This window comes from Streptomyces sp. NPDC058646 (assembly GCF_042716875.1).
In the GTDB taxonomy this organism is placed as follows: Bacteria; Actinomycetota; Actinomycetes; order Streptomycetales; family Streptomycetaceae; genus Streptomyces.
In genome coordinates this window covers 618043-644006 of record NZ_JBHXRK010000001.1, presented here as the reverse complement: position 1 = coordinate 644006, position 25964 = coordinate 618043, and the positions used below count along the sequence as shown (strand labels likewise).

The window sequence follows — 25964 nt, the reverse complement described above, 5'->3', positions numbered from 1 at the left end:
CCTGCGCCGGATCGCTGATGATCGAGACGACGTCGACCCGGTCAGCGCCGATCCGCTCGACGATGTCCCCTTACACGTTCGTGGAGGCGACCACGGAAATGTCGAGCGGCTGGGCCGCCACTCGCCGCCGCTGCGGGGGTGGCACTGACGCCGGACCAGGCCAGGCTCAGCGCGACCGTGACCCCGGCGAGCGCGACCGCGCCACGGCCTGAGGGGACGCGCATGGCGTCCTCCCTGCCAGAGGGAAACCGAAACGGTCATCAGTTGCACTGTCTTTCCGTGTGGCCCCGCCCTCCACTTGACGACCAGGCCCCATCCGCGCCTTCACCGTCTCGGCGGGCGGGTTGGCAGCGCCGTCAGTGAGGCGGACAGCAGCTCCTTGGTGAGAGCGTGCTGCGGCATCTCCATCAGCCGATGGGCCGGGCCGGCCTCGACGACGCGCCCTGCGTCGAGGACCGCGATCCGGTCCGCGAGGGCTCCAGCCGCCGCGAGGTCGTGGGTGATGAACACCAGACTGAGTTCGCTGCGATCCCTGAGCCGGGCCAGGGCGTCGAGGATCGTGGTCCGCGTGGCCGCGTCGAGGCCGGAGGTGATCTCGTCGCAGATCAAGGCGCGTGGCCCGGTCAGCAGGGCCCGCGCCAGCGCCGCCCGCTGGAGCTCGCCGCCGGAGAGCTCGCCGGGGCGGCGCCCGGCAAGGCTCTCGCTCAGGCCGAACTCCCCGAGTGTGCTCAGGGCCGTACGCCGCGCATCCTCCGGCGTGGCGCCGCGGAGCCGTACCGCGCCGCGGGCGACCTGGTCGAGGACCGGCCGGTGCTCGTCGAAGGCGGCCTTCGCGTCCTGGAACACGTACTGCACGGCGGCGAGTTCAGCGCGACTACGGGAACGCAGGCTGCGCGGCAGCGGCGTCCCCTCGAGCAGGACCGCGCCCTCGTACGCGCGGTGCAGCCCGGCCAGGCAGCGTCCCAGGGTGGTCTTGCCGCTGCCGGACCGGCCGACGAGCGCCAGGCACTCCCCTGCCGCGACCGAGACGGCGATGTCGCTCAGCACCTCGGACGCCCCCCGGGTGGTGAGGTGCCGTGCGGTCAGATTGCGCGTCTCCAGACGCAGGGGTCCGCGCGGGCGTGCTGGCGTTCGCGCCGTGCACAGCTGTCCCGGTTCGAGACCCTCCAGGACTGACGAGGCGGGGCCGCGCTCCGCGACGCGCCCGGCACGCATCACCACGACCTCGTCGGCCAGCTCCCGTACGACGTCCAGGTCGTGGCTCAGCAGGATGACGGCGATGCCTTGTGCGGCCACGGCCGCAAGCTCCGCCACGACGCCTTGTTTGGTGAGGGCGTCCTGCCCGGTGGTGGGTTCGTCGGCGACGATGACCCGGGCGCCCAGCAGCAATGCCTGAGCCAGGACGACCCGCTGCTGCTGGCCGCCGGAGAGCTGGTGGGGAAATCGGCGCAGTACGGCTTCCGGATCCGGGATCTGGGCGAGGCGCAGGGCCTCTTCGGCTCGGCGCCTGCGTGCGAGTCGGTCTCCTCCCTTGCGCGCTGCGATATCGGCGAGGAGGGCGCCCACCCGGCGGGCGGGGTTGAGGACGGAGGCGGGGTGCTGGGGGATGTATCCGACCGGGCCGGCGGGGGTGTGGACCTCGCCGTCGACGGCGGCGCCGGCCGGGTACTCGCCCAGGAGGGCGAGCCCCGTGGTGGTCTTGCCGCTGCCGGACGGGCCGATGACGGCGGTGATCCTGCCCGCGTGGGCAGCGAGGCTCACACCGTCCACGATCGCCCGTCCGCCGATGGTGACCCGTAGGTCCCGTACCTCTGCGACCAGCGTCATCGCGTCGCTCCCTTCCGGGGGGTGTGCCGTTGGAGGGCGGCGTCGAACAGGAGGTTGGTGCCCATCGAGAGGGCCGCGATGAGCAGGGCGGGCACGACCACGGCCCAGGGCTGGAGGAAGAGGCCGGTGCGGTTGCGGTCGACCATGACCGCCCAGTCGGCGGCGTCGGGCTGGACGCCCACGCCGAGGAAGGCGGCGGTCGCGACCAGGTAGAGGGCACCGGTGAGCCGGATTCCGGCGTCGGCGGCGAGGGTGCGGCGCATGGAGCGGGCCACGTACCCGACGGCCGTGCGCCACCAGGATTCGCCCTGCATGCGCAGCGCCTCCACGGCGGGCCGGGAGGAGATCTCGACGGCGGCCGCGTGGACGACGCGGGCGGCGTCGGGTACGGCGGCCAGGCCGACCAGGACGGTCAGGCCCGCGGGACCCGGTGTGAGGGTGGCCGCGACGAGCAGGACCAGGAGGAGGGAGGGGACCGCGATGACCACGTCCAGGGGCCGCATCAGTGCCTCCTCCAGCCAGGTGCGGCGGGTGAGGGCCGCGGCGAGGCCCAGGGGGACGGCGACGAGGTAGGCGAGGGCAGTAGCCGCGATCGCCACGAGTACGACGGAGCGGCCGCCGAGGAGCACCTGGTGCCATACGTCCCGCCCGCTGAAGTCCGTGCCGAGCCAGTGGCCTTCGCCGGAGGCGAAGGAGACCGAGCGGGGGCCGGGCGGGCCTGCCACGAAGGGTCCGATCAGCGCGAGAAGGATGGGAAGGACGATCAGTCCGAGCGCGAAGAGGGACCGTGCCTGCTTCTGCTTCATGCCGCCACCTCGGACCGGGGTGCGAAGCGGCGGGCAGCCAGGTCGGCGGCGAGGTTGACGGCGACGGTGACGGTGCCGAAGACGACGGCCATGCCCTGGACGACGGGGAGGTCGCGGGCTGCGACGGCTTCGATGAGTACGGTGCCGAGGCCGGGGATCACGAAGAGTGCCTCCACGACGATCACTCCGCTCAGGAGCCAGTCGCAGGTCCGGGCCAGTTGCTGGGTGGCGGGGGCGAGCGCGTTGGGCAGGGCGTGGGTCCAGGTGATCCGGGCGGCGGAGATCCCGTAGCGGCGGGCCTGGGCGGCGTACGGGGAGGCCATCGCGTCGATCATCCCGGCGCGCACGAGGCGGCTGATGGTGCACACGGGCCGCGACAGCAGGACGATGACGGGCAGGATCAGTACCGAGGGCTCCGTGAACGGGTCGACGCCGACGGCGGTGGGCGGCAGCCAGGCCAGCCACAGCCCGAAGAGCGTGGCGAGCAGGACCCCGACAGCGAATTCCGGGACGGCATGAACGGCCAGCGTCAAGGCGCTGACGGTCCGGTCGAGCCGGCCGCCCTCGCGGCGGGCGGCCAGGACCCCGAGCCCGACCGAGAGGGGGACGAGCAGGGCGAGTGTGGCGCCGGCGAGGAGGAGGGTGGGGCCGAGTCCGGCGGCCAGGTAGCCGGTGACGGGCCGTCCGGTGACCAGGGAAGTGCCGAGGTCGCCGTGCAGGAGGCCGGCGACCCAGTCGGCGAGGCGTTCGGCGGCGGGCCGGTCCAGGCCCATCGTCTCGCGGATGCGTGCGATACGGGCGGGATCGGGCTGGTCCCCGGCGAGGGCGACCGCCGCGTCACCGGGCAGGGCCTCGGTGAGGGCGAAGATGAACAGGACGACGGCCGCCGTCTGTCCCAGTCCGAGGAGCAGGCGGCGGCCGATCCATGACAGGTGAGGTGTCACGCCATCCAGATCTTGTCGAAACGGGCCCAGTCGAGGGTGTTGGCGGGTGCCTGCTTCGACACCCCGTGCACCTTGGGGGCGGTGGCGATGATCCAGTCGGCGAAGCCCCAGATCAGGAAGCCGCCCTCGTCGTACAGTCGGCGCTGCATCCGCTCGTAGAGGGCGCCGCGCTGCGTGACGTCGCGGGTGGACTGGGCCTGCTGGTAGAGGTCGTCGAAGTCCTTCTGCTGCCACTTGGTGGCGTTGGTGGTGGAGCCGGTCAGCAGCCGCTGTGAGATGTGGGACTCGATGGGCATGGCGCCCGAGCGGTAGGAGGCGAAGGTGCCGTTGCTCAGGATGTCCTTCCAGTACGTGTCCTTGTTGCCGACCTTCACCTCGACGGTGACTCCGGCCTTGGCGGCCTGCTCCTTGAAGATGCCGGCGGCCTCGACGAAGCCGGTGGCGGCGGGCGCGGTGTCGAGGGTGACCTTGAGCCCCTCGGCCCCGGCCTCCTTGAGCAGGGCGCGGGCCTTGTCGAGGTCCTGGGCGCGCTGCGGAAGGCCGGCGGGGTAGTACTGGTAGCCCTTGCCGAAGAGGTCGTTGCCGATCTCTCCGGCGCCGGAGAGGGCCCCGTCGACGAGTTCCTTGCGGTCGGCGATGAGGAAGAAGGCCTGGCGGACCCGGGGATCGTTGAACGGCGGTCGGTCCGTCTTCATGACGAAGCCCTGCATCGCACTGCCGGGGAGGCGGACGATGTCGATCTTTCCCTTGCCCTCGTGGGTGCGGGCGGTGGCCGGGTTCAGCTCGTGGGCGTACTCGACCTGACCGCCGAGCAGGGCGCTGACGCGTGCCGACTCCTCGCCGGCGACGATGAATTCGAGCTCGTCCAGGTGGGGGGCGCCGTCCCAGTAGGCGTCGTTGCGCTTGACGACGAGGGAGCTGCCCGGCTTGAAGGAGACGAAGCTGAACGGTCCGGAGCCGATGGGCTTGTCGAAGGCGGTGGCCTCCTTGGGCACGATGTACGCGCCGAACGCGGCGAGGACGTTGGGGAATTCGGCGTACGGGCGCTTGAGCTTGAACTCGATGGTGGAGGCGTCCACCGCACGGCTCGCGTCGAGGTCGATCGGCTCCAGCGATGCCTTGGCCCGGAAGGTGGCCTTGGGGTCGGCGATCCGGCGGTAGCTGTAGAGGACGTCCTCGGCTGTGACGGGCCGGCCGTCGTGGAAGACGGCCTTGCGCAGGGTGATGCGCCAGGTGTCGAGGGTGTCGTTGGGCTCCCAGCGCTCGGCGAGCCTGGGGACGGCGGCGAGGTCGGCGCCGAAGTCGGCGAGCTTGTCGAACAGGGCCTTGGCGCGGGCGGCGTCGACGAACAGGTTGGCGGCGTGCGGGTCGAGGGTCTCGTTGGCGCCACCACCGGCGAAGGCGGCGCGCAGTCGGCCGCCCTGCTGGGGAGCTCCGTCGCCGGCGTTCTTGTCGTCCGGGGTGGTGGCGCCGGTGCCGCAGGCCGCGGTGAAGGCGAGGACGGTGGCGCCCGTGGCGACGAGGAATCCTCTGCGGGCGAGGGTGGAGCGGGCGTCGTTCATGCGGGGATGTCTCCGTTACTGGGGTGGGGCCTGAGCCGGGCGACGAGGTGGAGGCGGTCGGAACTCGTGGTCCCGCGCGGGGCCTCGCCTTCGCTCCACGGCGGTTCGGTGCGGGGGCCGGGGCCGTCGTGCAGCGCGAGGACCTCGAAGCCGGCAGTGGTGAGGAAGTACCGGATTTCCTGCGGGAAGAGGAGCCGCCAGGCGGAGCGCTGCTCTTCCTGCGGGCAGCCGTCGTCGGCGGTCCAGGTCCTGCGGCGGCGCAGGAGTTGCGCGCCGTGATCGATCCACAGGGTGGTGTGGGAGGTGTACGTGGTACCGCGCCAGGCAAAAGTGTTCGTGCGCGGGCCGTCGAGGAGTTCGGTGTTGCCGAGGAAGAAGGCCCCGTTGCGAATCTCCGCGACGAGGAGTCCGCCCGGGGTGAGGTGGGCGCGGCAGCGGGCGAGGAAGGCGGCGAGGTCCTCGTTGGTGTGGCAGTAGAGCAGGGCGCTGTCCAGACAGACGATCGCGTCGAAGGTCGCTCCGAGGTCGAAGTCGCGCATGTCGGCCAGGCGGTACGCGGGGCCGGGGTGGTGCGCGCCCGCGTGCGCCAGCATGGCCCGCGAGGTGTCGATGCCGGTGACCTCGCGCCCGGACATGTGGTGCAGCCAGGCGGCGTCACGGCCCGTGCCGCATCCGACATCGAGGACGCGGGGGCCGGCGCCGTGGCGGGTCAGCACGTCCTCGGTCCAGCGGGCGGCGAGCCGTTCGGGGTCGGGGAAGCGTTCCTCGTAGAGCTCGGGGTGGTCGGTGAGCAGGTTGCTGCTTGTCGTCACTGTCATCGCGTCTCGCTTCGGGGCCGGTCGGGGCGAGCGGGGGCCGTCGGATCGTGTGCCTGCCCTGCCGGCAGCACCCCTCGGCGCTGGAGGTGTGCGACGCCCGCTGCGGATGCCAGGCCCAGGGCGAGGCAGCAGCCGTAGGGCAGCCAGGTCAGGCCGGTGTGGCCCGCGGTGTCCATGGACCAGCCGATGGCCGCGCTGCCGGCGGCGGCCGCGACCCCGGAGACCGCGTAGAAGAGGCCGTAGAACGTGCCGGTCAGGCTGTCGCGGCCGAAGGCCGGTATCAGCTCCATCACGAACGGCGAGGCGATCATCACGCCGAGGTGCAGCAGCAGGGCCCCGGCGAGCACCGGCAGCAGGCGCAGGGGGTGCGCGGTGGCGGCGCCCGCGACGAGCATCGGGGGCAGGAAACCGAGGCCCATGACGCCCAGCCCGGTGGCGATCCAACGGCCCCTGCTCCCCCGGGCCTTCAGGGCGCGGGTGATGCGCAGCTGGAACAGCAGGTTGGCGACGGTCCCGGCGAGGAACAGCAGGCCGACCGAGCCGCCCCAGCCGGAGGCGTCGGTCGCCGCACGGGGCAGCAGCAGGTAGAGCTGGTTCTCCAGGCCGTACATGCCGACCATGGCGAGGGAGAAGAGCAGGAACCGGCGGTTGCCCGCCACCTCGCGCCAGTCGGCGAGGACACCCGAATCGGGGGCCGGTACCTCCCGTGCCGGGAGCACCAGGAACTGCGCGAGCGTGAGTACGGCGAACACCCCGGCCGCGGTGACTGCGGCGGCCCGGAAGTCCACGAGCAGCAGCAGTGTGCCCAGCAGCGGGCCGAGCAGCGCCCCGGCCGTGGCGAACACGTTGAACAGCGCGAACGCCTCCGCCTTGCGCTCGCCGGCCTCCTGGGCGACGTACGTCCGCACGGCGGGGTTGAAGAGGGCCCCCGCGAGCCCGCTCAGTATGGAAGCGGCGATCAGCAGCGGCAGGCTGTCGCCGAGGGCGAACGCGCCGAATCCCACCGTGCGCAGCCCGCAGCCCGCGATGATCACGCCGCGGGCGCCGAGCCGGTCGGCGGCCGAGCCGCCGATCAGGAACAGGCCCTGCTGGCTGAGGTTGCGCAGGCCGAGAACGATGCCGACGACGGCGGCCGACATCCCCAGGTCGTCGGTGAGGTGGGTGGCGAGGTACGGGATGAGCAGGTAGAAGCCGGTGTTGACGCCGAGCTGGTTGACCAGGAGGAGGCGTACGGCGAGCGGGAAGCCCCGCATCGAGCTGAGGATCCTCACCGGACGACCGCCGTGTGAGTACGGCTGACGCCGAGTCCGGCCCGGTCGGCGGCACGTACGGTGCCGTCCGTGCCCCCGATGCCGGTCCACGGGTCGTCGGCGAGCAGCAGATGTCCGTCGAGGTCGACCCAGCGGGCCCGGTCGGCGAGGTGCACGGCGGGGGCGATGCCGAGCGAGCTGGCGGTGAGGCAGCCGAGCATGAGGTCGGTGCCGGTGCCGCGCAACGCGTCGTGGATGCGCAGGGCGGCCCGTACGCCGCCGCACTTGGCGAGCTTGACGTTGAGGCCGTGGACCAGTCCGGCGAGAGCCACGGCGTCCTCGTACGAGACCGCGTCCTCGTCGGCGATGACGGGGATCGGGGACCCCTTGGCCACGCGGGCGAGCGCGTCGGGGCTGCCCGGCGCGATGGGCTGTTCCACGGCGGTGACGCCGAGGGCGGCGAAGCGCGGGAGCAGGTCGAGGGCCTGCCGTTCGGTCCACGCTCCGTTGGGGTCGAGCAGCAGACTCGCCTCGGGGGCTCCGGTGCGTACGGCCTCCACGCGCGCGAGGTCCTCGGCCGGATCAGGGGATCCGGCTTTGACCTTGAGGGCGGTGAAGCCGCTCATGGCGAGCCGGGCCGCCTGCGCGGCGGCCGGTACGGGGGCGGTGATGCCGATCGTACGGGTGGTCTGCGCGGCCGGTGCGGTGTGCGTACCCAGTAGTTGGTGGGCGGGCCGGCCGGACCGCTTGCCGACCAGGTCGAGCAGGGCCGCCTCCAGCCCGGCGAGCACACCGGCCGGCAGCTCCGGCAGGCCGGGCCACGAAACGGCCATGTGTTCGTCCCACGCGGTCTCGGGGTCGGGCAGGCGTTCGACGCCGGGGCGCGCCGTGGTGAGGTGCCGGACGATGCGGGCGGTGGGCAGGCCGAGGTAGTCGCTGCTGACGACCTCGCCCCAGCCGGTCAGGCCGCCGTGTTCGATCGCGACCCAGACCGCGTCGCGGCGGGCCATCACCGAGCGGGAGATGCGCAGCGGCTCGGCCAGTTCCAGCTCGGCGGTGTGCCAGGTGAGTCTCATGCGGCATCTCCCCGCGTCGGTGCGGGCAGGTGCGGCCGGGCGGCGGCGAGCGGGTCGAGGACGGTGCGGCAGCGGGTCCAGCCGATCGCCTCGGTCGCGTGCGGATGTGCGATCTCCAAGGGGCGCAGGGCGAGTTCGGCCCGGTCAAGGCCGTGCGCGTGGCAGAAGTCGTCGTCGTAGACGGTGCCGAGGTAGCGGTGCGGACCGTCGGGGAAGACCGTCGCGACGACCGCGCCCGCTTCCACGCGGGCGGCCCAGGCGGAGACGAGGGCGACGGCGCCGGTGCTCCAGCCGCCGCTGACGAAGCTGGTACGGGCGAGCCTGCGGCAGGCGTCGACCGCTTCGGCGGGGCCCACCCAGTGCACCTCGTCGAAGGCGTGGTGGGCGACGTTGCGCGGGTGGATGCTGCTGCCGAGCCCGCGCATCAGGCGGGGGCGGGCGGGCTGGCCGAAGATCGCGGAGCCGATGGAGTCGACGCCGATCACCTTCAGCCGCGGCCAGCGGCGGCGCAGCGGGCCGATGAGCCCGGCGCTGTGCCCGCCGGTGCCGACGCTGCACACCAGGACGTCCAAGTGGTCCAGTTGTCCGCAGAGTTCGGCGGCCATGGAGAGGTAGCCGGCGGCGTTGTCGGGGTTGTTGTACTGGTCGGGCCAGTAGGCATCCGGTGTCCGGGCCAGGACCTCGCGGAGCCGGGCGATCCGGGCTGCCTGCCAGCCACCTTCCTGGGCGGGCTGCTCCACCAGCTCCAGCTGTGCACCGTAGGTGCGGAGCAACTGGCGCATGGAGGGTTCGAGTTCGCGGTCACCGACGAGGACGACCGGGTGGCCGAGGGCCTGTCCGGCGAAGGCGAGCCCGACCCCGAGGGTTCCGGAGGTGGATTCGACCACGGTGGCGCCCGGGCGCAGTTCGCCGCGCTGCCGGGCACCGCGCAGCATGGACATGGCGGACCGTGCCTTCATCCCGCCGGCGCCGAGGCATTCGAGCTTGGCCCAGAAGCCCGGGTGGGCGTAGGGAAGTTCCGTACGGATCCGCGCGAGCGGGGTGCGGCCGACCAGGGTCAGCAGCTCCGGGTTCGCGCTGTGGGCCGGGGGGCGGTACAGCGGGGGTGCGAGGGTCACCGGGTGCCTCCGTAGCGGTGGATGACTCCCGGGCCGCCGTCGAGCCAGAAGAAGGGGTAGGGCTCGGCGGACACGGCGCTCACCCCGGCACCCAGGAAGCGCGGGAGAACCGCGCTGCCCGTCTGGGCGAACATGACCAGGGGCTTGCCGCTCGCGGCGGCATGGTCGAGCAGCGGCTGGAAGGTGCCGTTCCCGAGGGTCATGCCGGAGGCGAGGACGGCATCGCAGTGCTCCAGCTCCGCGAGGGCATCCCTCCGTACGGGCTCGTCCCACTCGGTGGTGCCGCCCTTGAGGTCGCAGGGCACGTAGCCCAGGCCGCGCGCACGCAGCTGTTCCAACAGGGAGTTGACCACGCCGATGACGAGGACCCGGCGGATCCCGGTCGTGGGCAGCAGATCCACCACGGCGCGAGCGCGGGCTCTGGACCGGTGCAGGGAGCTGCCCGCCGGCAGGGCGTAAGGGCGAGCGCCGTGGTCGGGAGTGTGGGGGCGCACATGGCTCAGGTACGCGTCGAGCGCGGCGACCCGCACGGGGAGCATCGAGTGATCGAGGAGCTCGGCCACCGAGGCACCGACGCAGTCGTCGAGTGCTGCGGCAGGCAGGGCGCCCGGCTCCACGGCGCAGGATCCGACGGCCGCGTCCAGGCGCAGGCTGAGCACCTCGTTGCGGTAACCGCTGCTGCGGCCGGCATGGCGGACCGCCTGGGCGGTGGTGAAGGCGAGCGCGATGCGCTCCTGGGCGGGGTCGGGGCCGTAGGCCCCGGCCCGGACCGCTTCCATGAGCTGGTCGACGGTGCGCACCGCGGGCTCGTGCAGGGTGGGCGTGGTCATGCGGGCACCGCCGACGTCGACTCGTAACAGGGGTGCAGGTGCGCGAGGAGCCGCTCGGCGGCCTCCCGGGCGCCGCCGCCCTGGGTGTCGGCGGTCATGATGTGGCCGAGGTACTCGTTGTTGCTGGTCGCGGCCCGTACAGCCCGGCCGGGCTCGGCGAGGGTGAACTCCAGCACCCCGGGCTGTGCGCGGACCTCGTCCGCGCCCTCGATGCCGGTGAGCGTGCCGGTGGTGTCGGGGAGCAGGAAAGCGATGGCGGCGCTGTGCACGCCGGTCGGGCGCGGCGTGAGGTCGGGCAGGCGGCCGAGGGCCACGTCCACGCAGGCGGCAGCCAGGTCGATGCCGGTCACGTGCCGGACGAGTTCGGTGATGCGGTTGCCTGCGGGCCGGGGGTTGACCTCCACCACCTTGGGGCCCTCGGGGGTCAGCTTGATCTCGGTGTGGCACACGACGTGGTCCAGGCCGAGGGCCTTGATCGCGGCCGCCGCCGTGTCGACCGCTCCACGCTCCGACTCCGGCGCGATGCCCGCCGGGAACATGTGACCGGTCTCGATGAAGGCGGGCGCCCCGCCGATGCTCTTGTCCGTGACCCCGACCACGCCCGTGACACCGCCGAAGGTGACGGTCTCGACGCTGACTTCGGGCCCGGTGAGGAGCTCCTCCAGAAGGACGACGGGCATGCGGTCCTGTCCGCGCGCGTTGACCGGGAACTCCTCCAGCGCCCGGCAGGCCGCCTCCAGCTCCTTCTCGTCGCGAACCTCTCGTACGAGCATCCCGGCACACAGGTCCACTGGCTTGACCACCAGTGGATACCCGATCTCCCGGGCGGCGGCCGCGGCCTGTCCCGTGTCCGCGCAGAGCGCGAAGCGGGGGCCACGCACCCCGGCCCCGGCCAGCGCCCGGCGAGTCAGGTCCTTGCGGCAGGCAGCCTCGACGGCTTCGGCAGCCGGGCCGGGCAGGCCCAGCCGATCGGCGATCCGGGCCACGGCAGGCAGGTAGTAGTCGCAGGAGGAGACGACCCCGTCGAAGGCGAGCACCGCGTGCAGGCGCTCCAGGTGGGGCAGCAGCACCTCCATGTCGTTGGTGTCCGCGGTGATGATGTTGCGCGCCGCCAGCAGCGGGTGCGTGCCCTCGGATCCGGCGCCGCGCAGGTAGTGGTGGAGGTCCCGGGTGACGAAGGTGAACTCGTGCCCGCCCTCCCCGATCGCCCTGGGCAGCAGCCTGCTCATCGACCCCACCCAGCTCTCGACAACCAGCAGATGCGCCAAGGGACTTCCTCTCAAAATGCCGTCACGACCGGTGGGCATACCAGCGAGGCGACCGCCTGACGGAAGGCGACCGCACCGAACCGAGGAGGAAGCTACCTGAAATCGTTTTCATTTCCAATAGGGTGGATTTCCGATAGCCTGCCGCTCACGAGATCGGAGCGACGGAAGGGAGCCACCGAGCCGTGAGAGACCTGAAGCAGTGGCAGCAGATCGGGCCGTACGTGGTACGGCACGCCCGGCGGGGAGACGCGCCCGGTGCGCGGAGCGTCATGCTCGACACGTTCTACCGGGAGTTCGACTACGGGTACGTACCCCAGTGGCACGATGACGTCGTCGACATCGATGGCACCTACCTCACACATCCGCGCCACACCCTCGTCGTGGCGGTCCTGGGCGAAGAGGTGGTCGGCACCACCGCGCTCAACTCCCGCGGTCCCAGGCACCCCCCGCATCCGCACTGGCTCACCGAGCGCTACCCCTCGGGGCGCACGGCGCAGCTCCTGCGGGTGTACGTACGCCCGGACCACCGCAGGCACGGACTGGCCCGCGCCATGGTCAGGACAGCCTGCGAGTTCGCCGCAGGGGTGCCCGGCTACGACGCCATCTACCTGCACACCAACGTCGACATCCCCGGCGCGGAAGCCTTCTGGCGCAGCATGGCCGACGAAGTCTGCGACGCCCGCGCAACCGGCGAGCACGGCGGCTACGGGACCGTCCACTTCGAAATCCCGATCCCCGTCGTGGCGACCGCCGGCCAACTCGGCGGCTAGCTGACGCAGCTCTTCCCCAGCGGGGCCGGCCCGAGTACGTCTCCGCCGCGCTCAGCCGTCCTGGAGGAGCGGGCCGAAGGGCTGCTCTCCGATCAGCACGGCTCAGCCCGAGTGGCTACTCTGCGGAGCGATCAGGTGCCGCCCTCTTGGGGCGCAGGCCGTCGAGGGTGACAGCGACCAGGCGGGTCACGGCAGCCTGGGAGGGCAGGGCGGCCGCCGCGGTCAGGGCGTGGAGGCAGTACTGGGCGAGCTCGGCGGGCGGGACGTCTGAGCGCAGGTCACCGGGCTGGGAGGCCTGGGCGATCAGGTGCTGGAGCATGCCCTGCAGGTGCCGCTCCGCGTGGGTGACGTGTTCGCCCTGGTGCAGGAGGGCGGCGAGTTCGCCGCCGTGCCGCTGCCGAGCGATGGAGGCGAACGCCTCCAGCACGGCCGTCAGGCGCTCCACGGCCGTGCCGTCCTGGTCCCGGATGTCCGAGAGCTGCTGGAGGTGGGCTGCGACCTGCCGCTCATGCCAGGCCAGCAGGACAGCTTCGATGTCGGAGAAGTACTTGTAGAGCGTCGCGCGGCCGATGCCGGTCCGCTCGGCGATCTGTGACATGGTCACCGACCGCAGCCCGCCCTCGGTCACCAGCTTCGCGGTGGTGTCCAGGATCGCCTCACGCACGGCGGCGCGGTGCGCGTCGATCGTCTCGTTCCACAGCTTCGGCACCCACCCAGGATACGGACGCCCACAGGAGATACACTCAGTCTTGACCAGAGACAGACTGTCTCGCAAAACACCGCGCGGGGCCATCCCATCCCGCAGCCGTCATCCGTGGAGGGCGTCATGGCAGGCTCACCGAACCGTCCCGACGCGGAGGGGACACCGCGCTGGGTGAAGGTCTCCGCGACGATCGCCATCGTGCTGGTCGCGGTGTTCGTGATGGTGCACCTGGCGGGCGGCGGCATGACGGGGCATACGCCGTGACCCCGCTCCCGCCGCGGCTGCGCAAGCTGACGCTCACGCTTCACGTCACCGCCTCGGTCGGCTGGCTGGGCGCGGTCGCGGCCTTCCTCGCCCTCGCCGTCGCCGGGCTGACCAGCGGCGCGCCCCAGACGGTGCGGGGCGCATACCTGGCCATGGACGTGATCGGCTGGTATGTGATCGTCCCGTTCAGCGTCGCCTCTCTGCTGACCGGGGTGGTGCAGTCGTTCGGCACGGTGTGGGGGCTGCTGCGGCACTACTGGGTCATCGCGAAGCTGCTGATCACCGTGGTCGCGACCGTTCTGCTGCTGGTCCACATGCAGCCGGTCGGACACCTGGCCGACGCGGCCGCCCGGGCCGCCCTCGCGGGCGGTGAGCTGGAGGGCATGCGCATCCAGCTGATCGCGGACGCGGCCGCCGCTCTGCTGGTGCTCCTGACGGCGGCCGCCCTGTCGGTGTTCAAGCCGCGCGGGGTGACCCGATACGGGCGCCGCCGCCAGCGGGACCAGATTCCGCAGCCGCGCTGACCCGCCAGGGGCTGGCCTGAGCGCAGGCAATGTGGGCGCCCAGAGGGTCGCATCAGGTCTGGCAGCGGATCGATCCGGCCATCGACTGGTCAGACACCTGGGGCCGCGCGGGGGCCATGGGGTGGTGGACGACGGCTCCGCTGATGAGGCCGGCCCCACGCAGTAACGGACGTAGCCGAGATGGCGCCACGGCAGAGAGGCGCTTTCCCGCCTGCTGCGGGAACGGCGCCGGCTGCGGGTCGGCTGCGCCGGGGCGGCGGGCGGGGTCGTCGTGGTGAGACTGGGCGAGGAAGACGAAACGGACCCTTCAAGGGGAGTTCAGTGGGGCCTGGGGCTCTCGAACGAGGCAGGCGGGCAGGACGGGGCCGAAGATCGGACCCGTCGGGCACGGTGCAACGTGAGCCGGCCATCGCTGCGCGTTCGCGCGTCATCGCAGGTCGACCAAGGCGCATCGCACGGCATGGCTGAACCGCCGCTGGTGCATGGCGTCGTCGGCTCACGTGTATGCCCCACAGGTCATCGACCTGTCGGCGGGCGTGAAGGCTGAGATCCGGAGGACCGCTGGGTCCGGCACGGGGGTAGATGCCCGGAGGGCCGGGACAGGGTGAGCGGCGGCGGACGCATACGGGTACGGAGGCCCGCGGATGGTCAGGGCCTCGAACGGGGCGGGCAGCGCGGCGCCCTGTTGGGGCTGGCCCGACACACACGGGGGAGCCGCGTGATCGGGCTCCGGAGCATCCTGGTGGTCGTCGGTGTGCTTTTGGGCGGGAGGGCGGGTCGGGCGCCTCGTGGCTGTGCTCGGCGGCCCGGTCCGGAGCGTTCAGGGCTGCCGCGCCGGTCGGCGCCCCGGGGTGGGCGTGGCCTGCGGCGCGCTACGAGTCGCCCGGGCCACAACCCTGCCGGGGAGCATGGCGTCACGTCGGCCGTGGGCCTCCCGTGGGGCCTGTGTCCCCTCGGACGAAGGGGTCCGTCGCCCCCGACCTGCCGGGGGGGGGACGGATGACGGTGCGAGCCTCAGGCGAGGGCCGAGAACAGTTCGTTGCATGCCTGCTCGCAGCTTCGGCAGGCTTCGGCGCAGATGCGGCAGTGCTCGTGCATGTCGGCATGCTTGGCGCACTCGTCGCCGCACGCCTTGCAGGCCATGGCGCACGCTCGGAGGATGGCTGCCGTGATGTTGGCGTCGTAGCCGGTGTGCCGCGAGAGGACCGCGGCGGTGGCGGTGCAGATGTCGGCGCAGTCCATGTCGGTACGGATGCACTTGGTCAGGTCACCCACCATGCCCTCGGACAGGCAGGCGTCCGCGCACGCCGTACACGCCTGCGCGCAGGCGATGCACTCCTCGATGCAGGTGGTGAGTTTGGCCTGGTCGATTTCGCCGAGGTCGGCCGGGTAGGTGGCGAGCATGTCCTTGACGGTGCTGGACATCGTCGGCGCCTCCGTTCTCCGCGAGGCCGGCGGATCCCGGGCGGCCGCCGTCGAAGCCCCGGGTACATCTCCAGCTAACGCCCCCGGATGCGAACGCGCCCGGCCGCACCGTGAGAGTGCGGCCGGGCGCGGTGCCGTACGGCTGTGGTCAGTGGTAGGCGTGGACGACGGCGTGGCCCTTGCCGCGGCCGATCATCCACTTGTTGACCGGCGTCGTGACCACGAAGGCCACGACGAAGCCGCCCAGCAGCGCCGTCCAGAACAGGGCGTCCGACAGGTGGGCGTCCATCGCGCCGGGCGTCAGGGCGATGATGCCGTTGTCGACCAGCTCCATCACCGCGATCGAGACGGTGTCCGCGGCCAGCGCCACCTTGATCGCGCTCTTCCAGTCCAGGCCTGCCCGGCGGACCGCGAACAGCGTGAACGAGTAGCCGAACACGAACGCGAGGGTGATCGCCAGAATCATCGTCTGGACGTTGCCCCACATCAGGGCGGTGCCGATGACCATGCCGAGGATCTCGCCGATGGCGCATCCGGTCAGGCAGTGCAGCGTCGCCTTCGCTGCGGCCCCCCACGTCACCCCGCCCATCTGGTGCCCGGCGTGACCCGCGTGCGCCTGGTACGCGGCGTGGTCGTGTTCGGTGCTGGTGTGGTGTGCGCTGTGATCCATGACCGTCATCCCCAATCCCGTCCAGTGTGACCCCGCCCCCGCGGGCTCACATCACCACTGTATACCCCCCAGGGGTATCTGCAAGAGAGTTGGTGGATCCTCCGTCGGGGCCTCTGACGCACCGCCCCGCCCGCCCGCCCGCCCGCGTTCCCGGAAGGAGGTCCGAGGGCGTGACAGGGCCCCCTCGCTTTCCTTCTGGTCAGTTGCCGGCGTGCCGAGGCTGTGCCGCCCCCCTCGGTGGTGGCCGTCTCGACCGGCGGGCTCTGCCGCTTGCCGCGCATGAGGGTGGGGGGCCAGGGCGCCCGCGGCGGCGAGGAAGGCTGCGCTGAACCCGTCGGTGTGGGCGGCCTGGCCACCGAGTGTGCCCGCGCCCTGGGAGGTGGCGAGGGCGGTCCGGGCGGCGAGGCCGAGGGCGGAGCCGACCTGGTAGGTGGTGTTGACGATGCCCGAGGCGAGGCCGGCCTGTGCCTGCGGAACGGGTAGCCATCCGGCCCTCGGCTCGCCCTCCGCCAATGGGGCGCCTTTGCCTTACGATGCGGACATGGACGGCCAGGTGGTGCGAGCGGTGCAGCCCTTCGGACTGCGCTCCCACCTGCTACTCGTCCTGACCGTGCTTACGGGCCTGGTGGCCATGCACGGCCTGGGGCCGGCCCCCGCGTCGGCCGCCGCACACGCGGCGGCCACTTCCCACCACGCGTCGGCCGCCGGCCACGAGGGGGCGATCGCCGACGAGGCCGCACACCAGGACGGATGCGTCCATGCCGACGATCCGGCAGGCAGCGGAGGCGGCGCGCATGCCGAGCACGCCGATGCGACGTGTGCCGCCACCGGCACGGCCGGCGCCCCGGTTCTGCCCGCGCCCGCCGTCCTGCCCGGCCACGCCGAGGCCGAGACGGTCCTCGCGCACGGGGTCATCCCCGGCGCCACCGCCTGCGGACGGGCACCGCCGTCCCTGAGCGAACTGCAACTCCTGCGCATATAGGGCGGCCCCGGCATGCCCGGCCCCCGGAGAGCCGGCCAGCCTCCCGGCCCCGCCCTACCTCCGCACGCCCGCAGACGCGCGTGCCCCACAGCAGGAGTTGCACCATGAGCCTCAAGTGTTCCCTGATCCGCCGCGCCACCGCCGTCACCGCGGCCGCTACCGCCGCCCTCGTCCTCGCCGCCTGCGGAGGCAGCGGCAGTGACAGCGGCTCGGCCCACAACGGGCACGACGCCGCCTCCCCGTCCGCCTCCGCCCCCGCGCAGCAGGGCGACCACAACGCCGCCGACACCGCGTTCGCCAAGGGGATGATCCCCCACCACCGTCAGGCCATCGAGATGGCCGACCTCGCCGCGACGCGCGCCGAGTCGGCCGAGGTGAAGAAGCTGGCCGATGAGATCAAGAAGGCCCAGGATCCGGAGATCAAGACGCTCTCCGGCTGGCTCACGTCCTGGGGCGAGCAGGTCCCGGCCGGGGGCGCCGGCCACGAGGGGCACGACATGTCCGGGATGATGACGGCCGAAGAAATGAAGCAGTTGGGAGCCTCCTCGGGCAAGGCGTTCGACACCGCCTTCCTGACGCTGATGGTCAAGCACCACGAAGGCGCCGTCGCCATGGCCAAGACCGAGCAGGCCGAAGGCACCTACCAGCCCGCCAAGGACATGGCCCAGGCGATCATCACGTCCCAGGGCGCGGAGATCGCCCGGATGAACACCCTCCTCGGGAAGAGCTGAGCCGCATCAGCACACCTCGGGTGCGGGCATCCGGCAACGGCTGCCCGCACGCGGGTCGGCCAGCCCTTCCCCTTCAAGCGCTCTGGACCTCACACAGGACCATCCACTTCCGCACAGCCGCGTTCGCGGCCGCCGCGGCGACCGGCGCCCTGCTGCTGACCGCCTGTTCGAGTCCCGACACCGCGCCCGCGCAGGGCAAGGTTGGCGCGACGAGCGATGCCGGCCCGGGAACCGCTGTACCGCCTCGACAGCCAGACCTCGCAGATCTGGGCCGGCAGGGACGCCGGCGCCACGTGGGAGCGGCGTCGAAGATCCCGGCCGGTGACCTCGCCGGGCCGCCGCAGGAGGTGTGGGCGACCCGCCGCGACGGGCTGCTGCACAGCACCGACAGCGGTGCCGCCTTCCGGCCTGTTCCCGGCGCACCGGCCCTGGCCGCCGTGGAGCAGCCGACTCCCGGCCGGCTGATCGCCCTCACTGCAGACGGCAAGGTTCTCTCCGGTGGCGACGGGACATCCTGGACCGAATGGGCCCCCTCCCAGGCGGTACCCGGGGCTCCGTACTGACCACGGCCGGCCCCGACCACCTCCTGGCCTTCGACAGCAACGACGTCGTCCACGAGCCCATAGGACGCGTGGGGGCGTCTGCGGCATGGGCTCAGCTGCCGGCGCGGAAGGAGCGCAGGCGCAGGCTGTGCAAACCCCCTCAGCTGCACTGATACCCCCTAGGGGTATGCTCTGGTCAATCGAGAACCTTCAGCGCGCCGTCCGGCCCACGCACGACACGGGAGACCACCATGAACACCACAGCCAAGATCGGCCTCTACGGTGCAGCCCTCGCCCTGACGTTCACCAGCGCCTACGGCATAGGAGCAGTAGCCGAACCCGGTCACCGGCAAGACCCCCAGCGCCGCGCACGCCGCCGCACACCAGGAGAGCAACGCGATGAACCACGGCGACCAGCACACCGGAGCGACGCCGCCCCTCCCGGGCGGACTGCAGATCTCCCAGGACGGCTACACCCTCGCCCTGCTGACCCCGCGCCTGGCCGCCGGCCAGGAAGCCCCACTGCGCTTCGCCATCAAGGACGAGGCCGGCGAAGCCGTCACCGACTACGCCAGGGCCCACGACAAGGACCTGCACCTCATCGTCGCCTCACGTGACCTGAACACCTTCCGCCACCTACACCCCACCCTGGGGTCGGACGGGACCTGGAGCACCCCCGTCGACCTGCCCGCGGCAGGCGACTACCGGGTCTTCGCCGACTTCACCCCCGCGGCACCAGGCGCGAAGCCCCTCACCCTGGGCGCGGACCTCGCCGTCGCCGGCCCCTACCAGCCGCGTGAGCTGCCGCCCCAGAAGACCACGGCCGAAGTCGACGGCTACGCCGTCACTCTCGACGGCAAGCTCACGGCCGGCACGATGACCGGCCTGACGCTGAGCGTGGTGAAGGACGGCAAGCCCGTCACCGACCTAGAGCCCTACCTCGGCGCCTACGGCCACCTCGTCGCCCTGCGCTCCGGCGACCTCGCCTACCTGCACGTCCACCCCGAAGGCGAACCCGGCGACGGCACCACCCAGCCCGGCCCCGCCATCTCCTTCATGGCCACCGCTCCCACCCCGGGCGCCTACCGCCTGTTCCTCGACTTCAAGCACCAAGGCACCGTCCGCACCGCCGCCTTCACCCTGCACACCACCAACAGCACCACGACCGCCCCCACCGCACAGCACGAGGACCACACCAGCGCCGAACACCAGTGACCCGCTGAAAGCAGCGGCTTCCTCATCGATAGCTGCATGAGAAGCGGTTCTGACTCAACTTCTCTGTTTACTGTCCACAACGTGGTGCGGTGGCCTCCACGACAGGACAACAGCAGACCCCAGTTCGGGAGGAGAGCTCACCTGGAACGGTCCACGGCCCTCCAAGCTGCCCGCGCCACACCCGTTCGGCGTGACGTTCCACTGCTCGACGGTAGGCCCTGACCTCTCCTCCCCGTGCCCAACTACTCGTCAGCAGAGTCAGCATTCGTTCGACTGGGCCCGGCCACACCCTGATCCACATGAGACTCGACATCAAGATCAAAATGCCGTTGGAGAGATCACGCCGACTCCCGCCGGACCCTCAGAAGCGGAACGATGCCAGCCGCCACGTACAGCCTGCAGCCTTCATGGCATCAGCACTGTTCAGCGCGTTCTACCCCTAGGCGTCAGCCGAGTTGGGGGAAGTTCCGGGGCAGGAATCGGAGCCCCGTCGTAGCCCTTGACCTCACCGTAGCGGGTGCCGTTCATCCAGTCTTCGCGGAACCCTGCGATGTCCTCCTGGGACCGTCCGATCCAGTTCCAGAACAAAACGCGGCACAGCAACGTTTTCGCAGGTCAAGTGGGCCTCGTATCGCTGACCGTCAGCAAACCGTCAGCATCGGTATCCGAGGGGTCCGGACGCATGGCAGCCACGACAGTGGACCGCGGGATGGGCAGCTTCTTCAAGGACTGCGAGCACGCACCGTCCCGAGGGCGAAGTGCCCGCACTTCTACAAGGTCCGCTGCCGGGGCCCCGGCGGCAACCAGGTCGAGGGGTCGGGCTACCTGACGCGGGACGCGGCCGTCAAGCGGCTGACCGATGTCTACAAGGCGAAGACGGCGGTCCCTGCGAAGCAGGCGAAGAGCGAGCGCGTCGAGAAGTAATGTCAGATGCGGTTCCGGGAGTACACCGCCGAGTGGAAGGCCAGCCGACGTCACATCGCCGTGGCATCGCTCAGCCCCCTGCATTCGCTCCTGCAGCACCACATCTTCCCCGCGCTCGGCACCCGCCGGATGAGCGCCTTCGACCACAAGGTGGTGGAAGGCCTCACCCGGGACCCGTCGGCTTCACACCGACCGGCACGAGGTGTGGGAGCGGGCCCGAGCCCACAGCGGCCCCGGGCCGACTGGTACTGGGCCCAGTCAATCCGGTGCAGTGGACTTCTCGAACTCGGGGGCAGCCAAGAGGCCCACCTCCACCCAGTCGGTGATCATCCGCGTGAAGATCTGCTCGATGCCGAGGGCCTCGGCGTCCCGCACAAGGTCTTCAGCAGTGCCCCGTTCCCATTCGCTGACCTGGGTTTCTTCCACGCTCGGGAAGTTACACCGAGATCGGCCCGCTTTGACCTGAGCCAGCGCTCGTGCAGGCGGCGGGCCGAGGTGCCCAGGCGTGTTCCCGCAGGGCTGCGGGGCCGGACCGGTCCTTGGACCGTTCGCGGACGGCGGCGAGGAGCAGGTGCGCTTCCTGGTCGGCATCCGCGTCCAACGCGAGCAGGGCGCCCGCACCGTACGGATCGGATGTCATGAAGTGAATGAGCGTGGCTCGCTCGCTCTTCCGGTGCGTGCTCCAGAGCGGTCCCCCCTGCAGACCCACAGGAGCCTTCGCAACCGCCACGCCCCCTCGCGGCAACCTGTCGAGCCGAGGGCGTCTGTGGTCAACTCCCCAGCCGTGATGTCGGGCTGTCAGACCGTCATGACATCATGATTCGCACAAGCATCGGGGGAACGTTCACAGGTACGGGGGTGGGGCATGTCGGTCACGGTGCCCGACTGGGCGGACACACTGCTGGACCTGATCGGTGTGGCCTGGCCGAATGTGGACGAGGACGCGTACCGGGACATGGCCGACTCGCTCCGCGAGTTCGCCGAGGACCTGCTGGACGACGGCCAGCTCGCCAACAACCACGTCGAGCGCCTGCTGTCGGCCAGCAAGGGCGAGTCGATCGAGGCCCTGAACAAGCACTGGAACAAGGTCAAGACCAAGCACTTCAAGGACCTTGCAGACGCGGCCCGGACCATCGCAGGCGCCATGGACCTCGCCGCCGACGCCGTGGTCGGCATGAAGACCGCCGCGCTGGTCCAGCTCGGCTACCTCGCCACCGAAGCCGGCATCGCCCTCTCCCTCATACCGGTCACCGGCGGACTGTCGATGCTGATCGGCGCGGGCGCCATGCGCGCCACCCAGGAGGTCGTCAAGCGCCTCATCAAGGAGTGCATGGAGGAAGCGGTCGGCTACATCGTCTCCGCCATGACCGAACCGGCCGTCGCCGCCCTGGAGGGCATGGCTGCCGACCTCGTCGTCCAGCTCGGCTCGATGGCTCTCGGCTTCCAGGACGGCGTCGACCTCGACCAGACGAAGGACGCGGGCAAGGACGGCTTCAAGGACGGCGTCCAGTCGGGGAAAGAGGCCCTCCACCTCGCCTCCGCGGGAGGCGCCGGTGGTGGGGGAGGCACCGGCCTGGTCGACCTCCACATCGAGCACAGCGAACACGCCCGCGCCGGTACCAGCCTCAACAGTGTGAGCGTCAACATCCACGGCAAGACCACGTCGAAGCTGACCAAGGCCAAGTCCCACCACGGCCGCACCCGGGGCCGTGACTCCATCGCCCAGGCCATCGACCCGGTCGCCGACAAGTTCATGGCCTCTCTGGCCAAGGCCACGAAGGCGATGGGGGACCACGTCGGCACGACCCTCCCCAAAGCGGTCAAGCAGATATCCACCGACCACAAGAAGAACGACCAGGCGATCTACGACGACTTCAACCGTATTAGAAAGAACGGATCCGGAGGAAGCGACCGGGGCAGGACCGGCTCCGGCAGCAAGGACGCGAGCAGCCGAACGAAGCCCGACTCCCTGGACAAGGCCAAGGACGAGGCCCGCCGCAACGGCATCTCGCTGGACAAGAAGCGCTGCGAGAACGACCCGATCGACGTGGTCACCGGTGAGATGACCTTGCCCCAGACGGACCTCGCCCTCCCCGGCACACTGCCGCTCGTCCTCAAGCGCACGCATCTGTCCGGGTACCGCTACGGCCAGTGGTTTGGCCGCAGTTGGGCCTCCACCCTCGACGAGCGTCTGGAACCCGACCCGGTCGGCTTCGGCGCCGTCTGGGCCCGGGAGGACGGCTCCCTCCTCGTCTACCCCCGCCTGCCGCAGGCCGGTGACGAGCCCGTACTGCCCCTCGAGGGCCCCCGTCTCGCTCTCGCGCACGACGGCGAGCACGACGGCGAGACGACGTACACCGTCACCGACACCGGATCAGGACTGACGAAGTCCTTCACCGGCAGCCCGTACCGCGCCTCCACGGCCTACTGGCTGACCGCGGTCTCGGACCGGAACGACAACGCCATCACCTTCGGGCGGGGCACTGATGGAACTCCCACCTCCGTCTCCCACAGCGGTGGGTACCAGGTGCGGCTGACCACCGAGGACGAGCGGGTCACCGCCCTGGCCGTGCGCGCGGACGACGGCCCCGTCAAGGTCATGTCGTACGGCTACGACGAGCCCGGCAACCTGACTGCCGTCACCAACTCCTCCGGTTCGGCCCAGCGTCTGACGTACGACGAAGACGCCCGCGTCACGTCCTGGACCGACCGCAACGGCGCTACCTTCCAGTACGTCTACGACACCGCCGGCCGGGTGGTGCGCACCGTCGGCCCGGACGGCTTCCTCTCCTCCACGTTCGCCTACGACACAGCATCGGGCACGACCCGCTACACCGACTCCGCGGGCGCGACCACCGTCTTCCGGTTCAACGAGCTCCTCCAGGTCGTCGCCGAGACCGACCCTCTCGGGCACACGAGCCGGCGGCTCTGGGACCCGTTCGACCGGCTGCTCGCCCATACCGATCCCCTTGGCCGGACCACCACCTACACCTACGACGGCCGCGGCGACCTCGTCCGTATCGTCCACCCGGACGGCGCCGCGGCCACCGTCGAGTACAACGACCGGCACCAGCTCACCTCCGTCACCGGCACCGACGGCGGCAGGTCGCACCAGGAGTACGACGACCGCGGGAACCCGACCCTCTTCACCCGCCCGAACGGAACGACGACCCGGCTCTTCCACACCGCGCAAGGCCACCTGACCGGCGTGGACGACTCCCTCGACGGGCTGCAGCGCATCCACTGCGACCCGGCGGGCCTGCCCCTCGTGATCCGCACCGCGCAGGGCACCGTCACCCGCTACGCGCGGGACGCGTTCGGCCGCGCGATACGGATCACCGACCCGCAAGGGGGTGTCACGGAGCTGGAGTGGACGGTCGAGGGCAAGCTCGCGCGCCGTACGGACCCGGACGGCTCGGTGCAATCCTGGACCTACGACGGCGAGGGGAACTGCCTGACCCACACGGACGCCGCGGGCGGCGAGTCGCACTTCGAGTACACCCACTTCGACCTGGTTTCCGCCCGCACCACACCCGAAGGCGCCCGCCACTCCTTTGCCTACGACACCGAGCTGCGTCTCACCCGCGTCACCAACCCCATGGGGCTGACGTGGAGTTACACCTACGACGCACTCGGCCGTCGCACATCCGAGACCGACTTCGACGGCCGCAGCCTCCACTACACCCACGACGCGTTCGGTCGGCTGACCAGCCGTACCAACGGGCTCGGCCAGACGGTCCGCTACGAGCGCGACGCCGCCGGGCGGGTGGTCGTGAAGGACGCCGGGGGCGCCGTCACCCGTTTCACCTACGACGCCTCCGGTCGTCTGGTGCGGGCCGTCAGCCCCGACGCGGACCTCTCCTACGTGCGCGACGCATCGGGCCGGGTCCTGCGCGAGCTGTGCAACGGCCGGGAGCTCACCCACCTCTACGACGAGGTCGGCCGTCGTATCCGCCGCACCACCCCCACCGGTGCGGTGAGCAGCTGGGACTTCCCGGGCGACCGCAGCGCCCTGCTCGACGCTTCCGGCCGACAAGTGACCTTCCGGTTCGACGAGGCGGGCCGGGAGACCGTCCGACGCATCGGCGAGGGCCTGACGATCGACCACGCGTACGACGACCGGGGGCGCCTCACCGGGCAGCTGGTCCGGGCGGCCGGCGACCGCACCGTCCAGCACCGCACGTACGCTTACCGGCCGGACGGGCACCTCACCGAGGTCGACGACCGGCTCACCGGCCCGCGCCGGTTCGACCTGACCCCGGAGGGCCGGGTCACGTGCGTGTCCGCCGCGCAGTGGACCGAGCGGTACGCCTACGACGGGGCCGGCAACCAGACCGAGGCCTCCTGGCCGGCGTACGACGGCTCCGCCACGGGGCCGCGCGTCTACGCGGGAACCCGGATCACCCGGGCGGGCTCCGTCCGCTACGAGTACGACGCACAGGGTCGCGTGGTGCTGCGCCAGAAGCAGCGCCTCTCGCGTAAGCCGGACACCTGGCGGTACGAGTGGGACGTGGAGGACCGTCTGGTCGCGGTCACCACTCCGGACGGCACCCGCTGGCGCTACGTGTACGACGCGCTCGGCCGCCGCATCGCGAAGCAGCGCCTGTCGCCGGACGGGGCGTCGGTCACCGAGGAGGTCTCCTTCACCTGGGACGGAGACACCCTCGTCGAGCAGGTGGGCCGTGTGCCCGGCGCGCCGGAGTCCGTGGCGCTGACGTGGGACCACGACGGCGTGAAGCCGGTCACCCAGGTGGAGCGGCGGTTCATCGGCCCGGCGGAGGTCGACAGCCGGTTCTTCGCGATCGCCACGGACCTGATCGGGACCCCGCGCGAGCTCATCGACGAGGAGGGGGAGGTGGCCTGGTACACGCGCGCCACCCTCTGGGGCACCACCACCTGGAACCGCGACGCGAGCGCCTACACCCCTCTCCGCCTCCCCGGCCAGTACTTCGATCCGGAGTCGGAACTCCACTACAACCGCCACCGCCACTACGACCCGTCCGCGGGCCGCTACGTCTCCCCGGACCCGCTGGGCCTGACCCCGGCTCCGAACGCGTTCACGTACGTCGACAACCCGACTCGGTGGATCGACCCGCTGGGCCTGGCCCTGTGCCCGCACCGCAAGAGCGACGACCCTCGACATAGCGTGGTGCTGGGGTGGAACCAGCCGGCGCCCAACGGCCCCTCGAACAGGCTGGCACGGCACCTGCGCAACGATCCGGACGATCCGGACCATGATCCTGACCGCCCCCAGGATCCCGGAGCGCACACGTACAACGATCCCGCCTACGCCGCGATCGAGGGCGGAGCTCCGGTGTGGATGACGAACGTCATGGATGCCGTCGGGGACCGGAACACGACTCTCTCGATCACCCTGGACGGCATGCCCAACCGTGCCGGCGACCGAGGCAACTGGAACACCCCCGAGACCATCGTCGAGGCGTTCCAGCGCGCTGTCGCGGACGGTTCGCCCTACTCGACGCAGGAGGGGAACCGTCCGGAAGGTGTCGGCACGGCCTGGGAGATGAGCATTGTTGCCCGTAACGTGCGGATGCACGAGGCTGACGTCGCGGACGGAGACCCGAATCCGATGGGGCGGTCGTGGGACTCGATCCACTGGTACTCGGAGAATCAGCGCATTGAAGTTCCCCGCCCCGACATTCCCGAATTGAGTCCGCCGGACACCGGCAACAAACCGAAAAGGAGGTGAGCTCG

23 protein-coding genes and 2 pseudogenes are annotated in these 25964 nt (G+C 71.3%); 8 read left to right on the top strand and 17 right to left on the bottom strand.

The genetic code is table 11. From position 1 onward, the window contains the following. Nucleotides 1-324 precede the first annotated feature (324 nt). The 10 genes from ACFWUZ_RS02845 to ACFWUZ_RS02800 are packed head-to-tail and all read right to left on the bottom strand — an operon-like array spanning nucleotide 325 to nucleotide 11499. A complete protein-coding gene (locus ACFWUZ_RS02845; protein ID WP_384365882.1) occupies nucleotides 325-1827 on the bottom strand; it encodes an ABC transporter ATP-binding protein in 1503 nt (500 codons plus the stop codon). Next, nucleotides 1824-2633 carry an ABC transporter permease gene (locus ACFWUZ_RS02840; protein ID WP_384365879.1) on the bottom strand — a complete coding sequence of 270 codons (810 nt, stop codon included), beginning with the start codon at nucleotides 2631-2633 and terminating at the stop codon, nucleotides 1824-1826. Before ACFWUZ_RS02840 ends, ACFWUZ_RS02845 begins: the two co-directional genes overlap by 4 nt. Next, on the bottom strand, nucleotides 2630-3586 hold the full coding sequence (locus ACFWUZ_RS02835) for an ABC transporter permease (protein ID WP_384366316.1): 957 nt from the start codon (nucleotides 3584-3586) through the stop codon (nucleotides 2630-2632). Before ACFWUZ_RS02835 ends, ACFWUZ_RS02840 begins: the two co-directional genes overlap by 4 nt. Then, a complete protein-coding gene (locus ACFWUZ_RS02830) occupies nucleotides 3574-5139 on the bottom strand; it encodes an ABC transporter substrate-binding protein (protein ID WP_384365876.1) in 1566 nt (521 codons plus the stop codon). The genes ACFWUZ_RS02835 and ACFWUZ_RS02830 overlap by 13 nt, the downstream gene beginning before the upstream one ends. Next, nucleotides 5136-5957, bottom strand: a complete 822-nt coding sequence (locus ACFWUZ_RS02825; RefSeq protein WP_384365873.1) for a class I SAM-dependent methyltransferase — start codon at nucleotides 5955-5957, stop codon at nucleotides 5136-5138. The genes ACFWUZ_RS02830 and ACFWUZ_RS02825 overlap by 4 nt, the downstream gene beginning before the upstream one ends. After that, nucleotides 5954-7228: an MFS transporter gene (locus tag ACFWUZ_RS02820; RefSeq protein ID WP_384365870.1), complete on the bottom strand. Its 1275-nt coding sequence runs from the start codon at nucleotides 7226-7228 to the stop codon at nucleotides 5954-5956. The genes ACFWUZ_RS02825 and ACFWUZ_RS02820 overlap by 4 nt, the downstream gene beginning before the upstream one ends. Beyond that, the gene (locus ACFWUZ_RS02815; protein ID WP_384365867.1) at nucleotides 7225-8283 is read right to left on the bottom strand and encodes a dipeptide epimerase; all 1059 of its coding nucleotides are present in this window, start codon (nucleotides 8281-8283) and stop codon (nucleotides 7225-7227) included. The genes ACFWUZ_RS02820 and ACFWUZ_RS02815 overlap by 4 nt, the downstream gene beginning before the upstream one ends. Next, nucleotides 8280-9401 (bottom strand): PLP-dependent cysteine synthase family protein, encoded by a 1122-nt coding sequence (locus ACFWUZ_RS02810; protein WP_384365864.1) that lies wholly within the window; start codon nucleotides 9399-9401, stop codon nucleotides 8280-8282. The genes ACFWUZ_RS02815 and ACFWUZ_RS02810 overlap by 4 nt, the downstream gene beginning before the upstream one ends. Then, complete coding sequence (locus ACFWUZ_RS02805; protein WP_384365861.1) at nucleotides 9398-10231, bottom strand: Rossmann-like domain-containing protein; 834 nt, start codon at nucleotides 10229-10231, stop codon at nucleotides 9398-9400. The genes ACFWUZ_RS02810 and ACFWUZ_RS02805 overlap by 4 nt, the downstream gene beginning before the upstream one ends. Continuing rightward, nucleotides 10228-11499, bottom strand: a complete 1272-nt coding sequence (locus ACFWUZ_RS02800; RefSeq protein ID WP_384365858.1) for an ATP-grasp domain-containing protein — start codon at nucleotides 11497-11499, stop codon at nucleotides 10228-10230. Before ACFWUZ_RS02800 ends, ACFWUZ_RS02805 begins: the two co-directional genes overlap by 4 nt. Nucleotides 11500-11681: 182 nt before the next feature. Between ACFWUZ_RS02800 and ACFWUZ_RS02795 the strand changes: the two genes are divergently transcribed. Continuing rightward, the gene (locus tag ACFWUZ_RS02795) at nucleotides 11682-12269 is read left to right on the top strand and encodes a GNAT family N-acetyltransferase (protein WP_384365855.1); all 588 of its coding nucleotides are present in this window, start codon (nucleotides 11682-11684) and stop codon (nucleotides 12267-12269) included. A gap of 115 nt (nucleotides 12270-12384) precedes the next feature. Here the strand turns inward: ACFWUZ_RS02795 and ACFWUZ_RS02790 are convergent, their stop codons facing one another. Beyond that, nucleotides 12385-12978 carry a TetR/AcrR family transcriptional regulator gene (locus ACFWUZ_RS02790; protein ID WP_384365852.1) on the bottom strand — a complete coding sequence of 198 codons (594 nt, stop codon included), beginning with the start codon at nucleotides 12976-12978 and terminating at the stop codon, nucleotides 12385-12387. A gap of 117 nt (nucleotides 12979-13095) precedes the next feature. Between ACFWUZ_RS02790 and ACFWUZ_RS02785 the strand changes: the two genes are divergently transcribed. Further along, on the top strand, nucleotides 13096-13236 hold the full coding sequence (locus ACFWUZ_RS02785; protein WP_384365849.1) for a hypothetical protein: 141 nt from the start codon (nucleotides 13096-13098) through the stop codon (nucleotides 13234-13236). Further along, nucleotides 13233-13760, top strand: a complete 528-nt coding sequence (locus ACFWUZ_RS02780) for a hypothetical protein (RefSeq protein ID WP_384365846.1) — start codon at nucleotides 13233-13235, stop codon at nucleotides 13758-13760. Before ACFWUZ_RS02785 ends, ACFWUZ_RS02780 begins: the two co-directional genes overlap by 4 nt. A gap of 1014 nt (nucleotides 13761-14774) precedes the next feature. Here the strand turns inward: ACFWUZ_RS02780 and ACFWUZ_RS02775 are convergent. The 3 genes and pseudogenes from ACFWUZ_RS02775 to ACFWUZ_RS02765 all read right to left on the bottom strand — a co-directional run. Then, nucleotides 14775-15185 carry a four-helix bundle copper-binding protein gene (locus ACFWUZ_RS02775; RefSeq protein ID WP_384365843.1) on the bottom strand — a complete coding sequence of 137 codons (411 nt, stop codon included), beginning with the start codon at nucleotides 15183-15185 and terminating at the stop codon, nucleotides 14775-14777. A 148-nt stretch (nucleotides 15186-15333) separates the two neighbouring features. Then, nucleotides 15334-15855: a DUF4396 domain-containing protein gene (locus tag ACFWUZ_RS02770; RefSeq protein WP_384365840.1), complete on the bottom strand. Its 522-nt coding sequence runs from the start codon at nucleotides 15853-15855 to the stop codon at nucleotides 15334-15336. 303 nt (nucleotides 15856-16158) lie between these two features. Then, nucleotides 16159-16329: pseudogene (locus ACFWUZ_RS02765) on the bottom strand (MFS transporter); the annotation flags it as partial. A 67-nt stretch (nucleotides 16330-16396) separates the two neighbouring features. Here ACFWUZ_RS02765 and ACFWUZ_RS02760 point away from each other — a divergent pair. The 4 genes from ACFWUZ_RS02760 (at nucleotide 16397) to ACFWUZ_RS02745 (ending at nucleotide 19325) form a co-directional block, all read left to right on the top strand. Further along, on the top strand, nucleotides 16397-16837 hold the full coding sequence (locus tag ACFWUZ_RS02760) for a DUF6153 family protein (RefSeq protein ID WP_384365837.1): 441 nt from the start codon (nucleotides 16397-16399) through the stop codon (nucleotides 16835-16837). Nucleotides 16838-16941: 104 nt separating this feature from the next. Further along, complete coding sequence (locus tag ACFWUZ_RS02755) at nucleotides 16942-17568, top strand: DUF305 domain-containing protein (protein ID WP_384365834.1); 627 nt, start codon at nucleotides 16942-16944, stop codon at nucleotides 17566-17568. Nucleotides 17569-17861: 293 nt separating this feature from the next. Continuing rightward, nucleotides 17862-18131: a hypothetical protein gene (locus tag ACFWUZ_RS02750; protein ID WP_384365831.1), complete on the top strand. Its 270-nt coding sequence runs from the start codon at nucleotides 17862-17864 to the stop codon at nucleotides 18129-18131. Between the two features lie 378 nt (nucleotides 18132-18509). Next, complete coding sequence (locus tag ACFWUZ_RS02745; RefSeq protein WP_384365828.1) at nucleotides 18510-19325, top strand: hypothetical protein; 816 nt, start codon at nucleotides 18510-18512, stop codon at nucleotides 19323-19325. Between the two features lie 423 nt (nucleotides 19326-19748). Here ACFWUZ_RS02745 and ACFWUZ_RS02740 read toward each other — a convergent pair. The 3 genes and pseudogenes from ACFWUZ_RS02740 to ACFWUZ_RS02730 all read right to left on the bottom strand — a co-directional run. Further along, nucleotides 19749-19916 (bottom strand): annotated as a pseudogene (locus ACFWUZ_RS02740) (pirin family protein); the annotation flags it as partial. Nucleotides 19917-20507: 591 nt separating this feature from the next. Further along, a complete protein-coding gene (locus ACFWUZ_RS02735) occupies nucleotides 20508-20675 on the bottom strand; it encodes a hypothetical protein (RefSeq protein WP_384365825.1) in 168 nt (55 codons plus the stop codon). A gap of 10 nt (nucleotides 20676-20685) precedes the next feature. Continuing rightward, nucleotides 20686-20889 carry a hypothetical protein gene (locus tag ACFWUZ_RS02730; protein ID WP_384365822.1) on the bottom strand — a complete coding sequence of 68 codons (204 nt, stop codon included), beginning with the start codon at nucleotides 20887-20889 and terminating at the stop codon, nucleotides 20686-20688. 225 nt (nucleotides 20890-21114) lie between these two features. Here ACFWUZ_RS02730 and ACFWUZ_RS02725 point away from each other — a divergent pair, with 225 nt between their 5' ends. Then, complete coding sequence (locus ACFWUZ_RS02725; RefSeq protein ID WP_384365819.1) at nucleotides 21115-25959, top strand: DUF6531 domain-containing protein; 4845 nt, start codon at nucleotides 21115-21117, stop codon at nucleotides 25957-25959. Nucleotides 25960-25964 lie beyond the last annotated feature (5 nt).